Origin of the sequence: Aquimarina sp. I32.4 (genome assembly GCF_002924285.1) — a bacterium.
In the GTDB taxonomy this organism is placed as follows: domain Bacteria; phylum Bacteroidota; class Bacteroidia; order Flavobacteriales; family Flavobacteriaceae; genus Aquimarina.
The window spans coordinates 49,789-71,292 of sequence record NZ_PGUB01000011.1 but is presented as its reverse complement, the minus strand read 5'-3'; the positions used below and the strand labels follow the sequence as shown (position 1 = coordinate 71,292).

The following is a 21,504-nucleotide window of genomic DNA, read 5'->3' as shown; positions in this document are numbered from 1 at the left end:
AACTGCGGGACTTCCTTTCAAAGTCAATTTCTCAAGTTCTGCCGCCAATAAAGCCTGATCTTCAATGGATAACTTACCTATTTCAACTTTTATCTTTTCTAAATCCATGAATTAAAGATACGAATAATAGAAATTATAAACTAGAGCGATATTTTAATATAACCGATAAACTTACGCTGGATTTTGGAGGATCTTTTAGTAATGCAAAAAGTGATGAGCCAGATAGAAGACAGAATACTTTTTTACAGATTGATGATGAATATAGAACCACTACTGGAAGTGCAGGACTTAACCATCGTTTCTTTTCTAAGTTAAATGAAGATGACATAGCGGGAAAAACTATTTTAACCTATGATTTAAATACATCAGATAGTGATGATCAAAAGAAAGCAAATACTATTGAATTAGGAATCAATTATAGAAAAACAGAAAGGCAATTTGATTTTATTCAATATAGTACCAATTTTGAATCACAAATCCTCGTAGATAAAAATAATATAGACGCACTGTTTAATCAGCAATCTATTGATACTAATATTTTTAGTTTAGTGACAGATAGAGGAAGAGCAGGTAACTCAAATGCATTAACTCCTTTCTTTTATACAGCAGACAGAACGATATTTTCTCCTTTCGGCTCTACAACTTTATCCTTGGTAGAGAATCTAACCCTAAACCTTGGAGTACGTTTAGATAATGTAGAACAAATTGTTGATTATGATACAGAACTGATCAGTAGTATATCAAATCCAGCAAGTGGTCCAACAGGTAAAATAGAAGAAAATTATATACTACCCAGTATGAGTATAAAATACAACCTCTCTGAGAATAGTATTTTACGATTAGCAGGTAGTAAAACATATACACTTCCTCAATTTATAGAAGTAGCCCCTTTTCTTTATGAAGATGTAAATTTCTCTCGCTTTGGTAACCCATTGCTACAACCATCAGATGATTATAATGTAGACCTTAAATATGAATGGTACCCAACATCAGGAGAGATTATTGCAATTACTGGATTTTTTAAATACATCGATTATCCGATAAATACAATTGAGGTGAATTCAGCAGGAAATGATATCTCTTTTGTAAATACCCCAGAAGCTACTGCTTTTGGAGTAGAACTAGAAATTAGAAAAGATGTATTTAATAAAGAAGCAAGAGAAGGAGCCAATGGTAGTCATAAACTTACCACTGGATTAAATGTATCATACCTCAATACAAAACAAACCTTGGAAGATGTAGATACAGATGAGTTGACAGTAAGGTTTACTAATAAAGAAGATAATTTATCGGGTGCATCTGATCTCTTGATAAACGCAGACCTTACCTATACTATTAATAGAGAAAAGTATGATTTCTTATCCTCTTTGGTGTTCAACTATTTTAGTGATAGAATTTTTACAATAGGAGTAGCAGGAAGAGAAAATATTGTAGAAACAGGTATTCCAACATTAGACTTTATAAACAAACTGAAGTTAGGTAAACATTTTGGGATTTCTATAAGTGCAAAAAATATATTAGACCCAAAGTTTACATTAACTCAAGATACAACAGCGGGGGAAACAATAGACTTAACATCTTATAAAAAAGGAATCAATATCAGTGCAGGAATCTCTTATAAGTTCTAAGCATATACAATTATAATTACGCATATTTTAAACTTAAAAAAACAGAAAACATGAAAAGATTATTTTTATCAAGCTTGGCAATAGTTGCTATGTTAGCAACATCTTGTAGCAGTGATGATGATGCACCGACATCAAAGCCAGATGAGCCAGTAAAAGATGGTGTTATTGCTTCTCAGGATGATCCTGATCTAGATGTAGTAGCTCTAAAAGGTGATATTACTTCAAATATTACACTTGTAGCAAGTAAAGAGTGGGCTCTTACAGGAGCTCTTGCAGTAAAAGATGGAGCAACATTAACCATAGAAGCGGGAACAACAATAAAAGCTACTGCTGGTGGAACCAATGTATATATTGTAGTAGAACAAGGAGGAAAAATTATGGCTGATGGAACTGCGATTGCTCCTATAAAAATTACCTCTGCTGCAGGAAACCCAAGAGCAGGAGATTGGGGAGGTTTATTGATCAATGGAAAAGCGCCAATTAGTGGTGGGGAACTTCTACTACAGAAGTATTGCCATTACAATACGGAGGTACAGAAGCTACTGATAACTCAGGAGTGTTAAACTATGTTGTTGTAGAGTACACTGGAGCACGTATTAATGGAGAAAAAGAATTCAACGGGATTACTCTTTATGGAGTCGGGTCTGGGACAAAAATAAGTAACATTGCCGCATTATATGGAGATGATGATGCTATCGAGTTTTTTGGAGGAACCGTAGATGTTACCAATGCATTAATGGTAGATGCAAGAGATGATTTATTTGATTGGACTCAAGGTTGGACAGGAAAAGGATCTAATTGGTATGGTTTGAGAACTGCTGATTTTACAGCAATTTCTGAAGATCCAAGAGGAATCGAAGGAGACGGTAATTTAGATGGGAATTCTCCAGCAGATACAGGTCAGTCTAATGTAACTATAGATAAATTAACTCTAGTAAATGCTGGGACTATTCAATTTGCAGATATGATCAAAATAAGAAGAGGTAGTAATGCTACTATAACCAATGCATTAGTAGCTCTTGTTGGAGGTGATGCTACGGCTAGTGATTTTGTTGATTTGACAGACAAAAGAGGGTATGCTTCTAATGATATATCAATTACAGTAACAGGAGCGAATATTGATATTACAGATATTAAGCAGGATGCTACAGAAGAAGGTACAGATATTCCTGCAAATACAGGAACTGTAACCGCTACAGCGGGTACTACTGGAGGCGCTGATTCAAGTGTATTCACATGGACTGGTTTCTCAGGATTTCCTACAATAGAATAAGTAATCCTTTATAGAAAATACTATTAAGAAAACTATAGGTAAGGCTGCCCAAATAAGGCAGCCTTATTTTTAAGGTATAATTTTATACCTTTACTTTCTTCCATTTCCCTTTTTTAAACCAGATGATTCCCATCGCTGCAATTAAAATTTCTGCAAGTGTAATCGCTAGAAAGACACCTGTTGCTCCCCATTGTAATACTAAAGCTGCAAAATATGCAAACGGTAGTTGAAATACCCAGAAACAAAAGAAATTAATAATAGTTGGAGTTTTGGTATCTCCAGCTCCATTAAAAGATTGCGTGATGACCATTCCGTATGCATAAAACACATAACCAGCAGCAATAATTCGTAAACACAAAGACCCATAGGTTATAATAGAAGGATTATCACTAAAAATTTTTATGATTATCTCTGCAAATACAAGGTAAAATATAGATACAGAACCCATAAACCATAGATTGTACTTACTTGTTTTCCATACAGCGCGTTCAGCACGTTCAGGTTTTGAAGCTCCTAGATTTTGTCCAACCAATGTAGCGGCAGCATTGCTCATGCCCCAAGAAGGCATAAGAGTAAATAATAATACTCGAATAGCAATCGTGTATCCTGCAAGCACCTCACTACCAAATTCAGCCATAATTCGCATTAGAAATACCCAGCTAGATGTGCTAATAATAAATTGTCCAATTCCACCCAATGATATTTTGATTAGATTAAGTATAATCTCTGCACGAAAAACAATATCCTTGTATGTGATTTTGATTTTACTCCATCCATAAAAAAGGATTAGTAATTGAAATATAACAGCACTACCTCTACCAATAGTAGTAGCAATAGCAGCTCCTTGAATACCAAAAGAAGGGATAGGACCCCATCCAAAAATCAAAATTGGGTCGAGGATAATATTTAGAACATTTGAGAGTATTAATACACGCATAGCGACAGAAGCATCTCCTGCCCCACGAAATATAGCATTGATCAAAAATAAGAGCATAATAGTCATATTACCTCCAAGTAATATTTGGGTATACCCATATCCATTTGAAACAAGATCTGGGGTAGCCCCCATCAAAACTAAAATTTCCTTTGGATAAAAGAGACCAATACAACTAATTAAAGAAGCAAGGCCAATTCCTATAAAGATAGCTTGAACTGCAGTTTGAGAAGCTCCGTATACATCTTGCTCACCAATTCTGCGAGAAACAATAGCAGTGACTCCCATGCTTAGGCCAATAGCAATTGCATATACCAAGGTAAGTACAGATTCTGTTAACCCTACAGTAGCAATAGCATTGGCACCAAGACTTGAGACAAAATAAGCATCTACAAGAAAGAATATAGACTCCATCATCATTTCTAGAATCATGGGAACAGAAAGCATAAAAACTGCTCGGCGAATGCTTCCTGAGGTAAATTCTTGTTCTTTTCCTGTTAATGCAATTTTGAAATATGAAAATATACGGGTAAAGGTAAATTTGTTTTGAGTCATGATAATAAAGAATTAATATCATTTTTAACTTTGAAATTGTTTGTATAGAAATTGAATAAATGAAACAAGGAATAATGTATTAGTACTATTTCAAAGTTAAAATGGTATAAGAATAAAATAAATAAAGAAGCGCAATAAGAAATTCTTAGCTTCTAAATCAGTGAGTGGTCTTTATGTATATGTACAGTATGTACATAAATCTTTTTATAACTTCATAACAAAACAAATATGAGATATTTTTTTGATTAAAAAAAACAAAAAACACATTCAATTTTTTAGAAATAATAGGGGTAGTAAAAATAAATTACGGGTTAACCACAACATGATAGAGCAGTAACCGTTTCATATGTGTATTACAGGCAAGTAAGTTAGAATTTTTTAATTTTTTTAATTTTAATGTCGTATATTTGTTGCCCCAAAATATTTTTTATATGAGAAAAATCTACTTGCTATTTATGTTTATCGGATTTGTTTGCCTTTCCTTCACTACAGGGATACAGGCACAGTCTGATATCGCCGAACGACAACAAGCGAAAGATGCTAAGATTGAAGGATTGAGTGTGTTTCCTAACCCTGCAAATGGAGATGTATTATATATTACATCTACTAAAAACCTTACCAAAACAGTTTCTATTTTTACCGTGTTAGGAGAGAAAATACTTTTTAAGGTGTTAATAGGTCGTGAATTAGATATTTCATCTTTGCCCCCTGCTGTATATGTGATTAGAATACAGGAAGGAAAAAAGAAAGCGACTAGGAAATTTGTAAGAAGTTAGAAGAATACACATTAGTAATGACCATTTTCCCGATTCAGGGATAGAATAACTATATATATTATACTTTTAGAAAATAGCTACTTTTTATCTTGCTAAATAATAAAAAGGTACGTCCTGTTTTTTATACCTTTGTTTTGCAAACATTGTAGAATATATCTTTATGCAGGCTGATAGTATTTTTTCCATTCAAAACGATACAGATTTTGAACAATCAGCATTACATATTTTCAATTACCAATATACCAATAATAAAATCTATCAGAGATTTTGTAACCTTTTAGGAGTAACCAAAACTTCAGTTCAAGAGGTAGGTAATATTCCATACTTACCCATACAATTCTTTAAACAAGATAAGATAGTAAGCACTACAGCTTCTGTACAAAAAATTTTTACAAGTAGTGGTACCACAGGTAGTATGCCTAGTAAACATTATGTTAGTGACCTTCTAGTGTATGAGAAGAGTTTTAGAAAAGGGTTTCAGTACTTCTATGGTGGTATTACAGAATATGTAATTCTTGCGCTTTTGCCATCTTATTTAGAGCGAGATGGTTCTTCTCTCGTATATATGGCAGAACAATTAATAAAAGATAGTAAACATGCTCAAAGTGGATTTTATCTAGATAATATTCAAAAATTAGTTGATACTCTTCATCTACTTATGGCAGAAGATAAGAAAATACTGTTACTAGGTGTTTCTTTTGCATTGCTAGATCTTGTAGAAAATTTTGGAGTTCAATTAAATAACAATGTCATCGTTATGGAAACGGGTGGTATGAAAGGGCGTAGAAAAGAAATGATTCGAGAAGAATTGCATCAGGTGCTTACAGATGGTTTTGGGATTTCTCATATTCATAGTGAATATGGAATGACAGAACTATTATCGCAAGCATACTCTACAGGAGATGGGTTTTTTTGTTGTCCTCCTTGGATGAAAGTTGCTATTAGAAACCCAGAAGATGCTTTAGCCTTATTAGGGGTCAACAAAACAGGAGGAGTAAATGTTATAGATTTAGCAAATATAAACTCCTGTTCTTTTATAGCAACTCAAGATCTTGGTAAAATGAATCAAAACGGAAGTTTTGAAATTCTGGGAAGATTTGACCATAGTGATATTAGAGGTTGTAATCTTATGACATTGTAGTTATGGCTTTAAAAAACAAATTAGGTTGTTTCTCGTTTCCAGCAATCATATTGGTATCAATAATAGGTAGTGGGTTTATACAAGCACTTGTACCTCTTTCATTATATACCACATTTGTATGCCTGTTATTATTGCTCTCATGGATTATTGGAAAATCAAAGAATTCAGGCACACAAAAATGGAGATGGAAATATGTAATGTATAGTGTATTCTTGTTAGGGTGTATCTCTGGATTTCGTTATGTATTAGATCAAATACCTTTGTCTCTAAAAAATCAGTATTCATCAGACATCTCAGAGCATATTTATCGAGAAAAAATATTTAAAAAAGGAGATTCTATAGTATTACTACGTCAAGACAGAAAGTGGAGTGATAATTATGGAAACACTTTTGAAGGAAAATTTGCAGTTCGAGAAAAAGACTATTTTCAATCCAAAAAAGCATATTGGAATAGTCAGCAAGAAATACAAAAGAAACACTCTTGGGGAAAATTATATCATTATCTGGCAACTGCAGATACGCCAAAATTAGATTTAATATTAGAAGAGTTGGCAACGATCAAAAAGACAAATCAACTCAATCAATTTGAGTTTGCAGAAATGGTAGTTACTTTTATCCAGGATATTCCATATTCTCTTGTTTTTGAGAGTCAATGTGAATCTCCCGATCGATATGAGAAATCAATTCGAGTGGTATTAGAGAGGTGTGCAGACTGTTGTATAGGTAATATTCCTTTTGGGATTCAAAACCCAGTTGGTTTTATGGGAAATCTAAAAGGAGATTGTGATACCAGAACCGTTATTATTTATGCAATTCTTAGTCATTTCGGATATGAAGTAGCCATACTCAATAGTGACTATTATAAACACTCTGTTCTTGGAGTACATATTCCGGCAAAAGGACTATATAAAGTGCAAAACGGAAGACGCTATTATGTGTGGGAGACGACAAATAAACATTTTACTATAGGTACATTGCCCAAAAATTTTGGGAATATTAATCACTGGAATATTGTATTGACTAACACTTGATAAAATTATGCAAACAAAATTGTTAACTCTGGCTTTTATAGAAATAGCACTTGCTATTATAGTTTCTGTACTCATTCTATTTATTTCGTTTAAAATCCTGCAAAAAGTTTTTTTTAGAAAGATTTCTTTTAGAGAAAACAACATTGCTTTTTCTGTTTTTGCTGCAGGTATCATTTTATCAATAGGTATGATTTTGGCAGAGATTATCCCTTCTATTACCAATACCATACGATTATCGATGTCTGGAGAAAATGAAATTACCTTTGGAGAAATCATTAAATATTCGGGATTGTATTTATGTATCGGGTTTATAGTCGCATTGATTATTAATACTTCTGTTTTTCTACTATTCTCGGCGCTAACTAAAGGGGTTAATGAGTTCAAAGACATTCAGCAAAACAATATAGCTTCTGCATTGATAGTTACCGCAACATTAATATCCATTACCTTAATCGCAAAAGACAGTATTAGCTTGCTGATCAGTGCTTTGGTTCCATATCCACAGACTTCTAATTTCTTAATGTAATTTACTGAAAATCTTATAATTATGTTAAAAATGTAATGTGCATATTTTTTTACGACTCAATTGATAGAGTGTAAGAAATGATACATGAAAAAATACGTAACAATTCTGTTTTTGGCTTTTATAGTCATTACAAATGCCCAAAAGATAGATTACAACACCAACAAAGGTTTTGTAGCAGAAGGGTATGATGTTACTGAGTATTTTAATAATAAAGTAGTTAAAGGGAGTAGTGCATATATAACCACCCATGATAAGGTAAATTATAAATTTTCAAGTAAAGAAAATCTAGAGAAATTTAGAAAAAATCCAGGTCAATACATTCCTCAGTACGGAGGGTATTGTGCATATGCAGTAGCGGTTACTAGTGAAAAAGTAGATATTAATCCCAAAACATTTGAAATAAGAAATGGTAAACTCTATTTATTCTATAACTCATGGGGTATTAATACATTAGATAAATGGATAAAAGAAGATGCTGAAAAACTAGAAAAGAAAGCAAATATAAATTGGCAAAAAATAAAAAAGTAGTGCAGTTTTATTGAGCTGCATGTAATGTTAAGTTTTTTCAATAATTGATTGGTTAGTTGACAAAGCCTGCTGAGATAGTCTCTGGCAGGTTTTGTTTTTTTTTGACGCAAATCAATTACTTGGAGAATACTATACCTGAAAATAAAAATGATATTTGTCATGTTCTATCAAAGTTATTGGAATTACTTTAGCTTTAGTTAAAAATTAATTGCTTTTTTTGATCAAAAAATTGATTTCGGCATGGTTTATGATTCATAAGTCTGAAAAGTAATTAATTCATAATTTTTTATAACAATTTACTATCTGTAGTAAACAGTAAATTGAAACTATCATAATTAGTATAAGTTGAGTTTGTGTAATACAATTAAGTTTCAATTCAGACCCCTGAGAGTAGTTAACTCAGGGGTCGTTTTTTTATATTCTACTATAACCTGAGTTAAAGTCACTCAAAAAAAGTTTTGTATGGTTACATTTTTTTGAGAGTAAAGGATTAAATCTAATTTGAATTATGCTTAATTATAAACAAAAAAACACTCACTATCAAAGAAAGAGAGAGGTGATGGTATTAAGATTTATGTTTAGTATTTACTTCCTGATTTCAAAACTCTCAAAAAACTGTAGATCGTTTTCTTCATGAGAAACGGTAGCAACTTTTGCATATTCAGGTCCTATAGCACACCATTCTAACAAGGCATTAAGCTGATTGGCATCCCCTTCTGCCTCTAGATATACATTGCCATTAGGTTGGTTTTTTACAAACCCTTTAATAGTAAGTTCTTTTGCTTTTTCACAGGTGTTTTTGCGATACCATACCCCTTGTACTTTTCCAGTTACTGTAATGTTGTAGTGTTTGAGCATTATTGTTTTGTAAAAAAAGGGAAAGATACAATAAATAGTATGTAATGCTTTGGGCTATCATGATAATTATCATAGTAATAGGGCTAAGTAATCGTTAATTTTGATAGTATAAAAACAGTTAGACATGAAAAAAATTCTTGTACCTATTGATTTTTCTGAATACTCAGAATATGCATTAAAAGTAGCATCAATTATCGCAAAACAACACAATGCAGAGATTATAGCGCTACATATGTTGGGGCTGTCAGAAGCAGTGTTAATCAAAAATGAGGCTCAAGAAGCCAAAGAAGCAATGTATTACATGAAACTTGCAGAAAGGCAATTTGATACTTTTTTGGATAAAGAGTATCTAGAAGGAGTTACTGTTATAGAAACTGTAAAGAGTTATAAGGTTTTTAGTGAGATTAATGATGTAGCTCATGAAAATGATGTAGGGCTAATCATTATGGGGTCTCATGGAGTTAGTGGTTTGAGAGAAGAAGTGTTTATTGGTTCTAATACAGAAAAAGTAGTACGTAGTTCTGATATTCCTGTTTTAGTAATTAAAAACCCAGTAGATGATTTTACAGTAAAAGAAGTAGTATTTGCATGTGATTTTAAGATAGAAAATATACGAGCATATCACAATGCGATGCAGTTGTTTGATGCTTTAGGAGCAAATGTACATTTATTATATGTGAATTTACCTGGAGAGCAGTTTAGAAACACTGATCAAATAGAAGAAAGGGTCAAAGAATTCCTTTTCAAAGCAGATTCAGGTAAGCTAGAAATGTATGATAAGGTGACATACTATAATGATTACACAGTAGAGAGCGGTGTGTTTAATTATAGTAATAAGATAGATGCTGATATTATTGCAATCCCAACTCATGGACGCAGAGGGCTGGCACACTTTTTTAATGGTAGTATTGGAGAAGATATAGCAAATCATGCCAATAAACCCGTAATCACGTTTAAGATATAAATTTATTACAGACCTTTCTGTTTTATAGAATAGAGAGGTCTTTCTTTGATATAAAGAATTTTGTGTTACTCGAGAGTTGGTTATTTTATCATAAAGAGTATTACCTAATTTTAAGCAGAAGTAACTATAGTAACACCTGATGAGGTTCCTATTCTGGATGCACCTAGGTCAATATATTGTTTAGCGGTTTGTAGATTCCTAATTCCGCCAGAAACTTTAATTTTTATGTAGTCTTGTACTTCTTTTTTCATTAATATAACATCGTTAAGAGTAGCGCCACTGGGGCCAAAACCAGTAGATGTTTTAATAAAATCAGCACCAGCATTTATAGATAATCTACAAGCGATTTTCTTTTCCTCATCTGTAAGGTAGCAATTCTCAAAAATCACTTTCAGAGTGTGATCACCAATACTCTTTTTTATAGCTCTTATTTCTTCTTCTACAATGGTATGGTAGCCTGATTTTAAAACCCCTATATTCAGTACCATATCAATCTCGTCAGCCCCCTGATTTATACTCTGCTTGGCTTCGTATACCTTTGCTTTGGTGTCCATAGCACCCAGAGGAAACCCCACTACGGCTGCAATATTAATATCAGTATGCATTAATTCACTTTTTGCCAAGCCAATGTAATAACTGTTTACACATACTGCATAAAAATGATGTTCTTTTGCCTCAGTACATAGATTTTTGATGGCACCAACAGTTGCAACGGGATTAAGAAGTGTGTGGTCAATACATCGGTGCAGTAACATGGTTATTGATGAGAGTTTATAATAGAAATGATATCATTTTTTTGAAGCACTCCCGATTGGCGCCATAATTGTTGTCCTTTTTTAAACAAAATCATAGTCGGTACGCCTCGTACTTGATATTTAGAAGCCAGAGGTTGGTTTTTATCCACATTAATTTTTACAATCTTTATGGTATCACCCAATTCATCCTTTACCTCTTTTAGAATAGGAGACAGTGTTTTGCAAGGACCACACCAGTCTGCAAAAAAATCAATTAATACAGGCTTTTCTGAGTCGATAATAGTACTAAAATTACTTTTCATTTGTCAATATACTTTTTCTATAGATAGAGTCGGAATGTTATGATTAACCTTTCGAGGGGTAAGTAAAAGCTTTCTATACTATCCAGTATTCTCTGATTGCCAAAATAAGATAATAGATTGACATTTTAGCAAATAAAAAAATTAACTCACTCCTGGAGTATTATTGTATTTTTTGATAAGATGCATAATATCTTTAATAGGGATTTGAATAGAGTATGTGCCTGTATAAGAAGGGCATACAATACAGTCGTCAAAATAAAATTTAATCATATCATCATCTACTACAAAATTGTTTTTGTAGGCATTAAAATCACCTTCTGAGAGCTCCCAGCAATCATAATATAATTCCCCAGATGTAATTCCTTTTTTTATAATCGTATTTATAGCAGTAAATACTTGTTTGTCTGAATTAGGCTCAAAAAAATCATCAAAATAAATAAAACGATGCTTTTTGAGGTCAAAATTAATACAATCAAAAAGATAAGTAGAGTAGAGCATTCCTGAGTAATAATTCTCTTTATAAAGGACCACACTCATAAGATTATTTTTTGCAGAATAAACTTTATAATCAATAATTCGTTTATCTCTAAATCTACTAATTTTTAAGGTGTCACATAGAAGCTCTTTATCTTCTAGAATTTGATTTTCGGTCTTTTTGATATCTAGATACGTTTCTTTGATAAAATCATTAAATACAGTATGCAAAGGATCTATTTTTTCATTCAAATAAGGATATTTATAATCCAAAACATATAAATCTTCCTTTTTTAGAAAGCTTTTTGAAACGATCAATTCCTGTAATTGTTGTTTATCGTCTTTGGTAGTAAGTAATCGTTCTCTTTTTATAACAATGTTTTTCTTTTGTACTAAATCTTTTTCAGAAAGAGGAATGATTGTATCATATGCGATCGTATCCTTTAATTTTTGTTCTATATGTTTTGAAGTTTCTTTTTCCTCTTGCTGTTTAGTTTTATGTAAAGGAGCTTCTTTTTTGCAAGAAATAAGCAGTAGTAAAGAAGCAAGGCAGATCATTAGAATTTTCATAAGTTCAGTTTGTAATTAATAAATATGATTTGATATAGGATATGTTATATATTGGATTTTTCCAGTAATAGTTTTAAGCGCCCTAGCATCATTAATTCTGATTTGTTTTTTCCAGAAAAAGCACCAGCAATACTATTAGCAGTATTCCATATCAATTGTTGTATTCTAGGAGTGAAATAAGATTTGTTTTCTTCAAAATAAGTTTCAAATTGAGCAAAAGATTCTTCTGCGCTAAGTTGTTTATGATCCAGCCAATCAAAAACAATTTCGATCTGAAAAGAAGTATCTAAACCAAACTCATCATAGGAATTTTCTATCTTTATCCATTCTGAGTTTACAATTTTTTGCAAAGAATCATATTCAGATACACGAACTACTTTGTCAGCAGCAGCAATAGCATAAAATAGCTTACCGAGATTTTGGTAAAATGTAATGTCTATATTGGGTGTAGCTTTCATAAGAATGAATATTTATAATTCATAGGATAAATGTAAGGAGTCATATTCAGTTTTTTTATGATATAAATCAGTTCGGGTAACTAACCAAAATGATTATTTTTGACGCATGAAAGTTTTCGAAAAAAACAATAACATTTTCAAATTGCTTTCTGAGGCTATTTCAGAAGGGATTATTGTAGTAAACGAGAATCAGGTCATAGTTGCTACCAATGGATCGGCCAATGATATTTTTGGGTATGAAACAGATGAACTGATAGGTAAGAGTCTTAATATTTTGATTCCTAAAAAGCACCATACCAGTCATAAAAGTCATTTTAAAGGTTTTGTAAACCACAGCGAAAAACGACATATGGGAGCTGGACGAGATCTTTATGGAATCCGAAAGAACGGATCTATGTTTCCTGTAGAAGCAGGACTCAATCCATTTGCAATTTATGGTAATAATTATGTAATGGCTTTGGTCATTGACATTACACTTCGTAAAAAGCAAGAAGAGCAAATACAAGATTTAAATGCAAGACTTGAACAAAGGATAGAAGCTCGTACAGAAGAATTACATCATACGATTCAGGAATTACAAGAAGAAGTAGCACTTCGTATGGAAGCCGAAGCCAAAACAAAAGAATCTTTAAAAAAAGAAAGAGATCTTAATGAGTTGAAAACAAAATTTTTATCGCTGGTTTCTCATGAGTTTAAAACACCTCTCAGTGGTATTCTTACATCGGCAACATTGACAGGGAAATACAAAGAAACAGAACAACAAGAAAAAAGAGAAAAACACCTAGATACGATAAAAAACAAAGTAAAGTATCTAGATAATATCCTGAATGATTTTTTATCTATAGAACGCCTAGAAACAGGAAAAGCAACTTATAAGTTTAGTCAGTTTCCGTTGAGTAAGGTGATTAATGAAGTAGTATATGATGCCAATATGCTACTCAAAGATGGGCAGAGAATAAACTACCCTAAAGATATAGATGAGTATGTGATTGAGTTTGATGAAAAAATTCTAGAACTAGTATTATCAAATCTTATGAATAACGCTATAAAATATTCTGGAGAACATACTACAATAGATCTACAAGTGTATTATGAAAATAATATTCTTACTATTACCATTATCGATCAAGGGAGAGGGATTCCAGAAAAAGAGCAAAATTTTATCTTTAAACGATATTTTAGAGCAGAAAATGCATTACTTGATCAAGGAACAGGGATTGGATTAAACATTGTAAAGAGTCATTTGGAAAACCTAGGCGGGAGTATTACTTTTACAAGCAAAGAAAATGAAGGCTCTACTTTTAGTATTACAATACCAATAACTCATACCGATAAATCATGAAAACTATTCTTTTAATTGAAGACGATACAGCACTAAGAGAAAATACAGCTGAACTTCTAGAACTTTCTAATTATCGAGTTATTACATCACCCAATGGTAAACTGGGAATTGCAACTGCCAAAGAACAAAAGCCAGACATTATTGTTTGTGATATTATGATGCCAGAAGTTGATGGATATGGTGTGTTAGAAGCATTGTCATATGACACCTGTACCAATCATATACCTTTTATTTTCTTATCGGCAAAAACTGAACACAAAGAAATTCGAAAAGGAATGAATTTGGGAGCAGATGATTACCTGACCAAACCTTTTGAAGAAGAAGAGCTATTGAGCGCAATAGAAAGTCGCTTGGCAAAAGCGGCTATTATTTCCAAAATGGTTAAAGAACAAGAACTATCTACAATAGATAATTCTGAGGATAGCGGACTTAGAAATTTGAATGAATTAAAGAATTTTTTTGATGATTATGGTGAGATTTCTAAAGTAAAAAAAGGAGCAGTCATCTATAAAGAAGGAGAGCATTCTAATAATATATATTTAATTCTAAAAGGAGTAGTAAAAACTCATAAAATGGATGAAAGTGGTAAAGAATTAATTACCACATTATATAAGGCAGATGATTTTTTAGGGTTTACCTCTTTTATAGATAATACACCTTATTTAGAATCAGCAACAACTGTAGAAGACACAGAATTAGCAGGAATATCAAAAAGTGATCTCAAAGATATTGTAGAAAAAAGTAAAAACATCTCTTTTGAGTTGATGGAGTTGCTTACTGAGAACTTATCAGAAATCAAAGAACAACTATTACAAATGGCGTATAGTTCTGTTCGTAAAAAAACAGCGCAGACTATACTTCAGTTTGCAGAAGTACTTAATAAAAAGCCTGAAGACAGTATAAAAATATCTAGAAATGACCTAGCAAGTGTTGCAGGTATCGCTACAGAAAGCCTGATAAGAGCATTGTCAAGCTTTAAAAAAGATGGGCTGATTGACATTGATGGGCGAAATATAAAAATTCTAAACCTAGATGGTCTTCAACTAGTAGATTAAAACACAAATATACCCAAACTGATTTTTATCATATTTTTCATGCATACATCCTAATACATTTGTTGTATTAGAAAGTATTAAACATGAAGAATATCCTGATCCCTACAGATTTTTCTGAAAATTCTTGGAATGCCATTGTGTATGCGCTTTCATTTTTTAAGAGGGTGAAATGTAATTTTTACTTGTTGCACGTCTCACCATTCGAAGAAATGATAGGGGGAGATTCTTTTTATACTTCAAAAGAAACGGTGCTAGAAAAAGCTACTTATAGCGATAAAGAGCAAATGCAGCTCCTTATTAAAAGAATAGAAAAGTTGCCTCTTAATACCAAACATCATGTGCATACTATTAATGAATATATCTTTTTTGTAGATGCTATCAGAAAACAAGTAAAAGAAAAAGAGATTGATTTTATCATCATGGGAACCAAAGGAGCTTCAGGGCTTAAAGAAAAAACTATTGGTAGTAATACTGGTGATGTGATCACAAAAGTAAAGTGCCCTGTTTTGGTCATCCCAGAAAAAGCAACCTATTCTAAGCCCAAAGAAATCGCATTTCCTACAGATTATAATATGTATTATAAAAGTAGAGTGTTGAATACTATTATGGATACACTTACTCTAAATGATGCAACCTTACGAGTGGTACATATTGCCAAAAAAGAACAAGAATTATCCGATTTACAAAAAAGAAATAAAGATTTTCTAGATGATTCTCTAGATGATATGAAGCATAGTTTTCATTTTTTATCTAATACAAATATCGAAGAAGCAGTACAATGCTTTGTAGAAAGTAGAGATATAGATATGATTACTATGATTGCCAAAAACCTTAATTTCTTCCAGCGAATATTATTTCATCCTGTAGTAGAAAAGATAAGCTATCATACAGATATACCCTTTTTGGTATTGCATGAATAATTAGATTCTATATAGGATAAGATAAAGAAAAAAATAACTGGCAAGATTGTAACTAATCTTGCAAACAAGAATAGTTCTAAAAAATAAAAAAAATGTGTACGAATCTAATTCAGAAATATAATATTCCAGGACCTAGATATACAAGTTACCCTACCGTTCCTTATTGGGATATTAATACATTCTCACTAAAAGAATGGGCTGCCTCTTTACAACGATCTTTTATAGAAAGTAACGATGCCGAAGGGATCAGTTTATACATTCATTTACCATTTTGTGAGAGTATGTGCACATTTTGTGGATGTAATAAAAGGATTACAAAAAGACATAATGTCGAAATCCCTTATATCAATTCAGTGCTCAAAGAGTGGCAGCTATACCTAGAACTTTTTGAGACTCGACCAAAAATAAAAGAATTACACCTAGGAGGGGGAACTCCCACTTTTTTTTCTCCAGAGAATTTACAGTATCTGATTAATGGAATTTTTCTGGGAGTAGAGAAAGCAAAGGATTATGAATTTAGTTTTGAAGGACACCCTAACAATACAACTAGAGAACACTTACAAGCTTTATATGATGTGGGTTTCAGAAGAGTAAGTTATGGAGTGCAAGATTATGATGAAACTGTACAAAAAGCAATTCGTAGAATACAACCTTTTAAGAATGTAAAAGAAGTTACAGAAATAGCCAGAGAAATAGGGTATACCTCAGTAGGTCATGATATTATTTTTGGACTGCCTTTTCAAACAGAAGAAGCGGTAGTGGATACTATTTTGAAAACAAAAGAATTACTCCCAGATCGGTTAGCATTTTATAGCTATGCTCATGTGCCATGGCAAAAAGGAAATGGACAAAGAGGATTCAAAGAATCAAACTTGCCAACAGCAAAGCAAAAACGAAGACAATATGAAATTGGAAAAAAATTATTGTCAGAAGTAGGATATGTAGAGATAGGAATGGATCATTTTGCACTTAAAAATGACTCGTTATATCAATCTATGCAAGATCAGGCGTTACATCGTAATTTCATGGGGTATACAGCTTCAAAGACACATGCAATGATTGGTTTAGGGGTATCCTCTATTAGTGATAGTTGGTACGGATTTGCTCAAAATGTAAAAGGAGTGGCAGAATATCAACACTTGGTTAATGAAGGGATTATACCTGTGTATAGAGGTCATATTTTGAGTATAGAAGATCAAATCATACGTAAACATATTTTAAGTTTAATGTGTCATTTTTATACCAAATGGCAAGGAGATGATTTATATTTTAAAGAATTGCCAGAAGTACTACAGAATTTAGAAGAACTTCAGGTAGATGGATTGCTACATATTGATGATAATGGAATACAAGTTACAGAAAAAGGAAGACCTTTTGTTCGTAATATCTGTATGGCTTTTGATTTAAGGTTACAACGAAGCAAGCCAGAAACTACCTTATTTTCTATGACGATTTAGTTTTTTTAGAGCTTCTGAAACCATAAAAGAGCTGATCAATAAATTTTTTGGGTACTTTATCATCTCCAGGAAACCCTAATTCAATAGTACCGCTATCTTCTGGGATATAATGAGTTTTAAAGAGATAGTCCCATATGCTTAAGCTGATCCCAAAATTTACTCCATGTACTCCTTTAGGTAGTGTATAAGAATGATGGTATAAATGCATCACAGGATTATTAAATATATATTTTAATGACCCCCAGGTAATTTTGATATTCGAATGATTAAGATGTCCAATAGTAATTGCTATAAAATGAACAATATAAGCCTGTTCAGGTTCAAAACCACCTAGCACCATCACTCCAATAGTTTTAAGAGGTTTATATAGTATGTTTTCCATCCAATGATACCGTAGATGTGCTGCAAATCCCATTTCTTTTACAGAATGGTGTATTGCATGAAATTTCCAAAGAAAGGAATATCTATGCAATAAAATATGGGTAAACCATTGTACAAAATCAAGGAGAATAAAAAATACAATAAGTTGTATCCATGTAGATGTCTTAGAGATATCAATTAAGGTAAAGGTGTTTGCAGAGACTCCAATATCTTCAAAAAATAAACTGAGTAACTTGTAAAAACCACTGATTGCAATAGCAAAAAGAAAAAAATTGAAAAACATATAGAAGCCGTCTAACCAAAAATCTTTTCTGAAAATAGATTGATTTTTTCGCCAGGGAAACATAATCTCTAGAGCCCATACTATTAATGAAATAGCAATAAGTCCCCAAAAATAATTGGTATACCAAGGAACCTCAAACACTATTGATTTCCACGTCCACTGTAGGTTACCAATAAAAGAATCAATAAATGCATCAAGATATTTTTGCATGGCTATTACAGTTGTATAATCATATATAAATAAGACGGATAAAACAGAGTTACATTACAGTCAATTTTTGACAAAACTGTAGGGTATGTATCATTTTTTATACGTGTAAATTTACAGATTTTCAGTATTGATTACAGTAACATAAGTTACAGTATTCAAAAATAATTGTGGTTGATAAATTTATACCATTTACACTTTGAATTTACCGCAATAAAATTCTCTTTTTCGCCTATGCTTCAGAATAAAAATTAACCGTAGCTATAGCTATGCTAACTTTTTCTTCTTTGCATAAACAAAAAATAACTGATTTTCTTTTACAGAAAATTCAAAGTACAACTGGTATTACTATAATTTAATGACATTCAAAATTAGCAGAAACTATTTCTGCAGCAGGTTTTGGAGAGAGATAAGGAATGCCTAATCCAAGACCACGTATTACAAAAAGAAGTCCTATTAATATAATAAGCAAAGGAATAGCTTTTTGAATATGTTTACGTGTCTTTTGAGTAAGGAAATTACCTGCATAAATTGTAATTGTCATAAGGGGTATCGTGCCTATCCCGAAGAGAAACATATATAAGCTGCTTTTTAGAATATGACCAGAAGCGATAGCCCCAAACACTGCCATATAAATTAGGCCACAAGGTAAAAAACCATTTAAAAAACCAATAGAAAGAAAGGTATCAGGACTTTTCTTTTTCAATGCAGCTCCGAGTGCATTTTTGACCTTGGTAATAAGGCCATAAATAGGTTTAGAGAAATTATATTTTGATAAGATATGGTATGGAGTTAGAACAAAAAGAATCATGAGAACACCAACCAAAATCGATAATTTTTGTTGCATTCCAAAAATGTTCAGACTTTTTCCTAGAATACCAAAAAATAATCCAATGATGCTATAGGCTAATAATCGACCAAAATGATATAAAAATATCTGGAAAAACTTTTGCGTTGTATTGGATCTATTTACGGGTAACATAAAAGCAATAGGTCCGCACATTCCCACACAGTGAAAACTACCTAATAAGCCTAATATGATTGCCGATATCCACATTTTAATACGTAATAGATTTTTTGAATAAGTATGAAATTCCCTGATATTTCCAGTCGACAGTAATATTCCATCTACCGTCTAAAAGCTCTTGATCTTTGATTACAAATGTTGAATTAGATAGAGAAATAGGGATTTTAATATCTAGTTTTTTGTTGGATGGTCTGTATAAGAATATAGTCCCTTTGATATCATTATAATTTTTATCCTTTGGAAAAGAGATTACTAATCCTTCATCCTTTTTTTTGATTGTGATATCATTGGTAAGAGTTTTTGAGTTTTCTTCGGCATTAATCTCATCCTGAAAAGCGAGCTCTTTTTTATAATAATCCTCTGTTACCAAATCATGTTGATAATTTTGATTTATATTCATTTTTATAACAAAGTATAGGATAAAAGAGATGAATCCTATGAATGCTAATATGATAGATGTTCCCCAGTTTATTTTCATATTTTTAATTTTTTTGGTTCTATTGTAGGATTTAGCATGAGCTGAAACCCATTTTTATTTATGGCATAGCCGTTTATCGATAACTTCTAGGGCCTAAAAATGCCGTAGTTGTCGTTTCGATCAATTTATCATTACTATAGACTCCAATTTTTAATCGGTCACTATCACCTTTGAGCGCTGCACCATTAATTTCTATAAAAAGCGTTCCCTCTGCAATTCCTTGTTTGGGGACTATAAAATTTTTATGAGTCACCAATTCTATTTTCCCTGTGTGAGAAATGAGTTTAAAACGAACATCTTCTATTTTAACAGTAGTTTTGTTAACAAGCTTATAAGTGTATACATTACTAATAATATTATCAGCCTTTCTCTCATATAACTGTCCTGGTAGCCTTAGAATATTTGCTTCAACATCATTTCTCAAAAAAGACATTCCTAGTAATACTCCAGTAAGAATTACCAGAACGCTACTGTATCCTTTTAACCTTGGTGTAAATTTAAATTTAGCTTTTTTAGCAATATTATCTTCACTGGCATATCGTATTAATCCTTTAGGTAGATTTACTTTTTCCATCATATGATCACAAGCATCAATACAAGCAGTGCAATTGATACACTCTAGTTGTGTGCCATTACGAATGTCGATCCCTGTTGGGCATACATGTACACATTGAAAACAATCGATACAATCTCCTTTTCCGCTAGAAGGGCGATCTTCATTTTTTCTAAACTTTGCTCTTCCTACATCTTTTTCTCCTCGTTTATAATCATAAGCAACAACAATAGATTGAGAATCCAGTAAGACCCCTTGTAATCTACCGTAGGGACAGGCAATAATACATACCTGTTCTCGAAACGATGCAAATATGAAATAGAAAACAGCTGTAAATATTAATAAAGAGATTAATGTACTTAGATGCTCAAAAGGGCCATCGATGACATATTGTAATAATTGATCACTACCAATTAAATAGGCCATAAAAACATTAGCGATCAAGAAAGAGATAATAAAAAAGATAACCGATTTTAGCACACGTTTCTTTATTTTTTCAGCATTCCAAGATTGTTTGTCAAGACGTATTTGTTTTCCTCGGTCTCCTTCAATCCAATATTCAATTCTCCTAAAAACCATTTCCATAAAAATAGTCTGCGGACATATCCACCCACAAAAAATTCGACCAAAAGCAACTGTAAACAAAGTGATGAAGACAATCCCAATGATCATTGAAATCACGAATAAATGAAAATCCTGAGGCCAAAATGGAGCTCCAAAAATATTGAATCGTCTTTCTAGAACATTGAAGAGTAGAAATTGATTTCCTTTTATTTTTATAAAAGGCGCAGAGAGTAGGAATATTAGTAACCCGTAACTAACCCATTTGCGGTAAGCATAAAACCGACCACTAGGTTTTTTAGGAAAAACCCATGCACGACCTCCTTCTTTATTTATGGTAGCAATAGAATCTCTAAATTTTTCGTTTACTGGTGTTTCCAATTTTATATATATTACAATGTTATTCTGAACTGCGTGGTGATTTCTTTGTCCTTATAAAAAGGTTATAATCTCATTGTATTAGAGCT

Annotated in this window: 23 protein-coding genes; 13 read left to right on the top strand and 10 right to left on the bottom strand. The window is 32.2% G+C overall.

The window, feature by feature from the left end; translation table 11 throughout:
• The first annotated feature begins 110 nt into the window (after positions 1-110).
• Genes CVD18_RS04130 through CVD18_RS23055 form a run of 3 tightly spaced genes read left to right on the top strand, consistent with a single transcriptional unit; the run spans position 111 to position 2,901 of the window.
• Positions 111-1,628, top strand: coding sequence for a TonB-dependent receptor domain-containing protein (locus CVD18_RS04130; RefSeq protein ID WP_158250389.1), 1,518 nt, complete (start codon positions 111-113; stop codon positions 1,626-1,628).
• A gap of 50 nt (positions 1,629-1,678) precedes the next feature.
• Positions 1,679-2,191 (top strand): hypothetical protein, encoded by a 513-nt coding sequence (locus tag CVD18_RS23060; protein ID WP_233194462.1) that lies wholly within the window; start codon positions 1,679-1,681, stop codon positions 2,189-2,191.
• The gene (locus CVD18_RS23055; protein WP_233194461.1) at positions 2,140-2,901 is read left to right on the top strand and encodes a hypothetical protein; all 762 of its coding nucleotides are present in this window, start codon (positions 2,140-2,142) and stop codon (positions 2,899-2,901) included. Before CVD18_RS23060 ends, CVD18_RS23055 begins: the two co-directional genes overlap by 52 nt.
• A gap of 82 nt (positions 2,902-2,983) precedes the next feature.
• On the opposite strand, the gene CVD18_RS04120 is transcribed toward CVD18_RS23055, so the two are convergent.
• Positions 2,984-4,390: an MATE family efflux transporter gene (locus CVD18_RS04120; protein WP_103864181.1), complete on the bottom strand. Its 1,407-nt coding sequence runs from the start codon at positions 4,388-4,390 to the stop codon at positions 2,984-2,986.
• Positions 4,391-4,821: 431 nt separating this feature from the next.
• Between CVD18_RS04120 and CVD18_RS04115 the strand changes: the two genes are divergently transcribed.
• From CVD18_RS04115 to CVD18_RS04095, 5 genes are all read left to right on the top strand, one after another.
• A complete protein-coding gene (locus CVD18_RS04115) occupies positions 4,822-5,166 on the top strand; it encodes a T9SS type A sorting domain-containing protein (RefSeq protein ID WP_103864180.1) in 345 nt (114 codons plus the stop codon).
• A gap of 160 nt (positions 5,167-5,326) precedes the next feature.
• A complete protein-coding gene (locus CVD18_RS04110) occupies positions 5,327-6,307 on the top strand; it encodes an acyl transferase (RefSeq protein ID WP_103864179.1) in 981 nt (326 codons plus the stop codon).
• 2 nt (positions 6,308-6,309) lie between these two features.
• Positions 6,310-7,338: a hypothetical protein gene (locus CVD18_RS04105; RefSeq protein ID WP_103864178.1), complete on the top strand. Its 1,029-nt coding sequence runs from the start codon at positions 6,310-6,312 to the stop codon at positions 7,336-7,338.
• 7 nt (positions 7,339-7,345) lie between these two features.
• The gene (locus CVD18_RS04100) at positions 7,346-7,864 is read left to right on the top strand and encodes a DUF350 domain-containing protein (RefSeq protein WP_103864177.1); all 519 of its coding nucleotides are present in this window, start codon (positions 7,346-7,348) and stop codon (positions 7,862-7,864) included.
• A gap of 84 nt (positions 7,865-7,948) precedes the next feature.
• Complete coding sequence (locus tag CVD18_RS04095) at positions 7,949-8,392, top strand: YHS domain-containing (seleno)protein (protein ID WP_103864176.1); 444 nt, start codon at positions 7,949-7,951, stop codon at positions 8,390-8,392.
• Positions 8,393-8,977: 585 nt separating this feature from the next.
• On the opposite strand, the gene CVD18_RS04090 is transcribed toward CVD18_RS04095, so the two are convergent.
• Complete coding sequence (locus CVD18_RS04090; protein ID WP_103864175.1) at positions 8,978-9,250, bottom strand: acylphosphatase; 273 nt, start codon at positions 9,248-9,250, stop codon at positions 8,978-8,980.
• Between the two features lie 124 nt (positions 9,251-9,374).
• Here CVD18_RS04090 and CVD18_RS04085 point away from each other — a divergent pair, with 124 nt between their 5' ends.
• Positions 9,375-10,214: a universal stress protein gene (locus CVD18_RS04085; protein ID WP_103864174.1), complete on the top strand. Its 840-nt coding sequence runs from the start codon at positions 9,375-9,377 to the stop codon at positions 10,212-10,214.
• A gap of 110 nt (positions 10,215-10,324) precedes the next feature.
• Here CVD18_RS04085 and deoC read toward each other — a convergent pair whose 3' ends face one another.
• The 4 genes from deoC to CVD18_RS04065 form a co-directional block, all read right to left on the bottom strand.
• Complete coding sequence (gene deoC / locus CVD18_RS04080; RefSeq protein WP_103864173.1) at positions 10,325-10,969, bottom strand: deoxyribose-phosphate aldolase; 645 nt, start codon at positions 10,967-10,969, stop codon at positions 10,325-10,327.
• Between the two features lie 2 nt (positions 10,970-10,971).
• The gene (trxA, locus tag CVD18_RS04075) at positions 10,972-11,271 is read right to left on the bottom strand and encodes a thioredoxin (protein WP_103864172.1); all 300 of its coding nucleotides are present in this window, start codon (positions 11,269-11,271) and stop codon (positions 10,972-10,974) included.
• Between the two features lie 141 nt (positions 11,272-11,412).
• On the bottom strand, positions 11,413-12,315 hold the full coding sequence (locus CVD18_RS04070) for an RsiV family protein (protein WP_103864171.1): 903 nt from the start codon (positions 12,313-12,315) through the stop codon (positions 11,413-11,415).
• Between the two features lie 44 nt (positions 12,316-12,359).
• On the bottom strand, positions 12,360-12,773 hold the full coding sequence (locus CVD18_RS04065) for a hypothetical protein (protein ID WP_103864170.1): 414 nt from the start codon (positions 12,771-12,773) through the stop codon (positions 12,360-12,362).
• A gap of 106 nt (positions 12,774-12,879) precedes the next feature.
• Here CVD18_RS04065 and CVD18_RS04060 point away from each other — a divergent pair, with 106 nt between their 5' ends.
• The 4 genes from CVD18_RS04060 to hemN all read left to right on the top strand — a co-directional run bounded on the left by CVD18_RS04060 (position 12,880) and on the right by hemN (position 17,547).
• Positions 12,880-14,115 carry a PAS domain-containing sensor histidine kinase gene (locus tag CVD18_RS04060; protein ID WP_103864169.1) on the top strand — a complete coding sequence of 412 codons (1,236 nt, stop codon included), beginning with the start codon at positions 12,880-12,882 and terminating at the stop codon, positions 14,113-14,115.
• On the top strand, positions 14,112-15,170 hold the full coding sequence (locus tag CVD18_RS04055) for a response regulator (protein ID WP_103864168.1): 1,059 nt from the start codon (positions 14,112-14,114) through the stop codon (positions 15,168-15,170). Before CVD18_RS04060 ends, CVD18_RS04055 begins: the two co-directional genes overlap by 4 nt.
• Positions 15,171-15,253: 83 nt before the next feature.
• Entirely contained in the window at positions 15,254-16,090 is an 837-nt protein-coding gene (locus CVD18_RS04050; RefSeq protein ID WP_103864167.1) for a universal stress protein, read from the top strand.
• 92 nt (positions 16,091-16,182) lie between these two features.
• Positions 16,183-17,547: an oxygen-independent coproporphyrinogen III oxidase gene (gene hemN, locus CVD18_RS04045; protein WP_103864166.1), complete on the top strand. Its 1,365-nt coding sequence runs from the start codon at positions 16,183-16,185 to the stop codon at positions 17,545-17,547.
• Here the strand turns inward: hemN and CVD18_RS04040 are convergent.
• The 4 genes from CVD18_RS04040 to ccoG form a co-directional block, all read right to left on the bottom strand.
• Entirely contained in the window at positions 17,534-18,421 is an 888-nt protein-coding gene (locus tag CVD18_RS04040) for a sterol desaturase family protein (protein WP_103864165.1), read from the bottom strand. The two genes, hemN and CVD18_RS04040, sit on opposite strands and share 14 nt — an antisense overlap.
• A gap of 352 nt (positions 18,422-18,773) precedes the next feature.
• Complete coding sequence (locus CVD18_RS04035; protein WP_103864164.1) at positions 18,774-19,475, bottom strand: sulfite exporter TauE/SafE family protein; 702 nt, start codon at positions 19,473-19,475, stop codon at positions 18,774-18,776.
• Between the two features lies 1 nt (position 19,476).
• On the bottom strand, positions 19,477-19,923 hold the full coding sequence (locus CVD18_RS04030) for a FixH family protein (protein ID WP_103864163.1): 447 nt from the start codon (positions 19,921-19,923) through the stop codon (positions 19,477-19,479).
• 73 nt (positions 19,924-19,996) lie between these two features.
• Positions 19,997-21,418, bottom strand: a complete 1,422-nt coding sequence (ccoG, locus tag CVD18_RS04025) for a cytochrome c oxidase accessory protein CcoG (RefSeq protein ID WP_103864162.1) — start codon at positions 21,416-21,418, stop codon at positions 19,997-19,999.
• Positions 21,419-21,504: the final 86 nt, after the last annotated feature.

Bases quoted from the DNA above. Each gene is read 5' to 3' on its own strand.
- CVD18_RS04090 (WP_103864175.1), bottom strand. From the start codon at position 9,250: ATGCTCAAACACTACAACATTACAGTAACTGGAAAAGTACAAGGGGTA.
- CVD18_RS04095 (WP_103864176.1), top strand. From the start codon at position 7,949: ATGAAAAAATACGTAACAATTCTGTTTTTGGCTTTTATAGTCATTACA.
- CVD18_RS04110 (WP_103864179.1), top strand. From the start codon at position 5,327: ATGCAGGCTGATAGTATTTTTTCCATTCAAAACGATACAGATTTTGAA.
- CVD18_RS04040 (WP_103864165.1), bottom strand. From the start codon at position 18,421: ATGCAAAAATATCTTGATGCATTTATTGATTCTTTTATTGGTAACCTA.
- hemN (WP_103864166.1), top strand. From the start codon at position 16,183: ATGTGTACGAATCTAATTCAGAAATATAATATTCCAGGACCTAGATAT.
- CVD18_RS04070 (WP_103864171.1), bottom strand. From the start codon at position 12,315: ATGAAAATTCTAATGATCTGCCTTGCTTCTTTACTACTGCTTATTTCT.
- CVD18_RS04115 (WP_103864180.1), top strand. From the start codon at position 4,822: ATGAGAAAAATCTACTTGCTATTTATGTTTATCGGATTTGTTTGCCTT.
- CVD18_RS04065 (WP_103864170.1), bottom strand. From the start codon at position 12,773: ATGAAAGCTACACCCAATATAGACATTACATTTTACCAAAATCTCGGT.
- CVD18_RS04085 (WP_103864174.1), top strand. From the start codon at position 9,375: ATGAAAAAAATTCTTGTACCTATTGATTTTTCTGAATACTCAGAATAT.
- CVD18_RS04050 (WP_103864167.1), top strand. From the start codon at position 15,254: ATGAAGAATATCCTGATCCCTACAGATTTTTCTGAAAATTCTTGGAAT.
- CVD18_RS04030 (WP_103864163.1), bottom strand. From the start codon at position 19,923: ATGAAAATAAACTGGGGAACATCTATCATATTAGCATTCATAGGATTC.
- deoC (WP_103864173.1), bottom strand. From the start codon at position 10,969: ATGTTACTGCACCGATGTATTGACCACACACTTCTTAATCCCGTTGCA.
- CVD18_RS04060 (WP_103864169.1), top strand. From the start codon at position 12,880: ATGAAAGTTTTCGAAAAAAACAATAACATTTTCAAATTGCTTTCTGAG.
- CVD18_RS04120 (WP_103864181.1), bottom strand. From the start codon at position 4,390: ATGACTCAAAACAAATTTACCTTTACCCGTATATTTTCATATTTCAAA.
- CVD18_RS04100 (WP_103864177.1), top strand. From the start codon at position 7,346: ATGCAAACAAAATTGTTAACTCTGGCTTTTATAGAAATAGCACTTGCT.
- CVD18_RS23060 (WP_233194462.1), top strand. From the start codon at position 1,679: ATGAAAAGATTATTTTTATCAAGCTTGGCAATAGTTGCTATGTTAGCA.
- CVD18_RS04055 (WP_103864168.1), top strand. From the start codon at position 14,112: ATGAAAACTATTCTTTTAATTGAAGACGATACAGCACTAAGAGAAAAT.
- CVD18_RS04105 (WP_103864178.1), top strand. From the start codon at position 6,310: ATGGCTTTAAAAAACAAATTAGGTTGTTTCTCGTTTCCAGCAATCATA.
- CVD18_RS04035 (WP_103864164.1), bottom strand. From the start codon at position 19,475: ATGTGGATATCGGCAATCATATTAGGCTTATTAGGTAGTTTTCACTGT.
- trxA (WP_103864172.1), bottom strand. From the start codon at position 11,271: ATGAAAAGTAATTTTAGTACTATTATCGACTCAGAAAAGCCTGTATTA.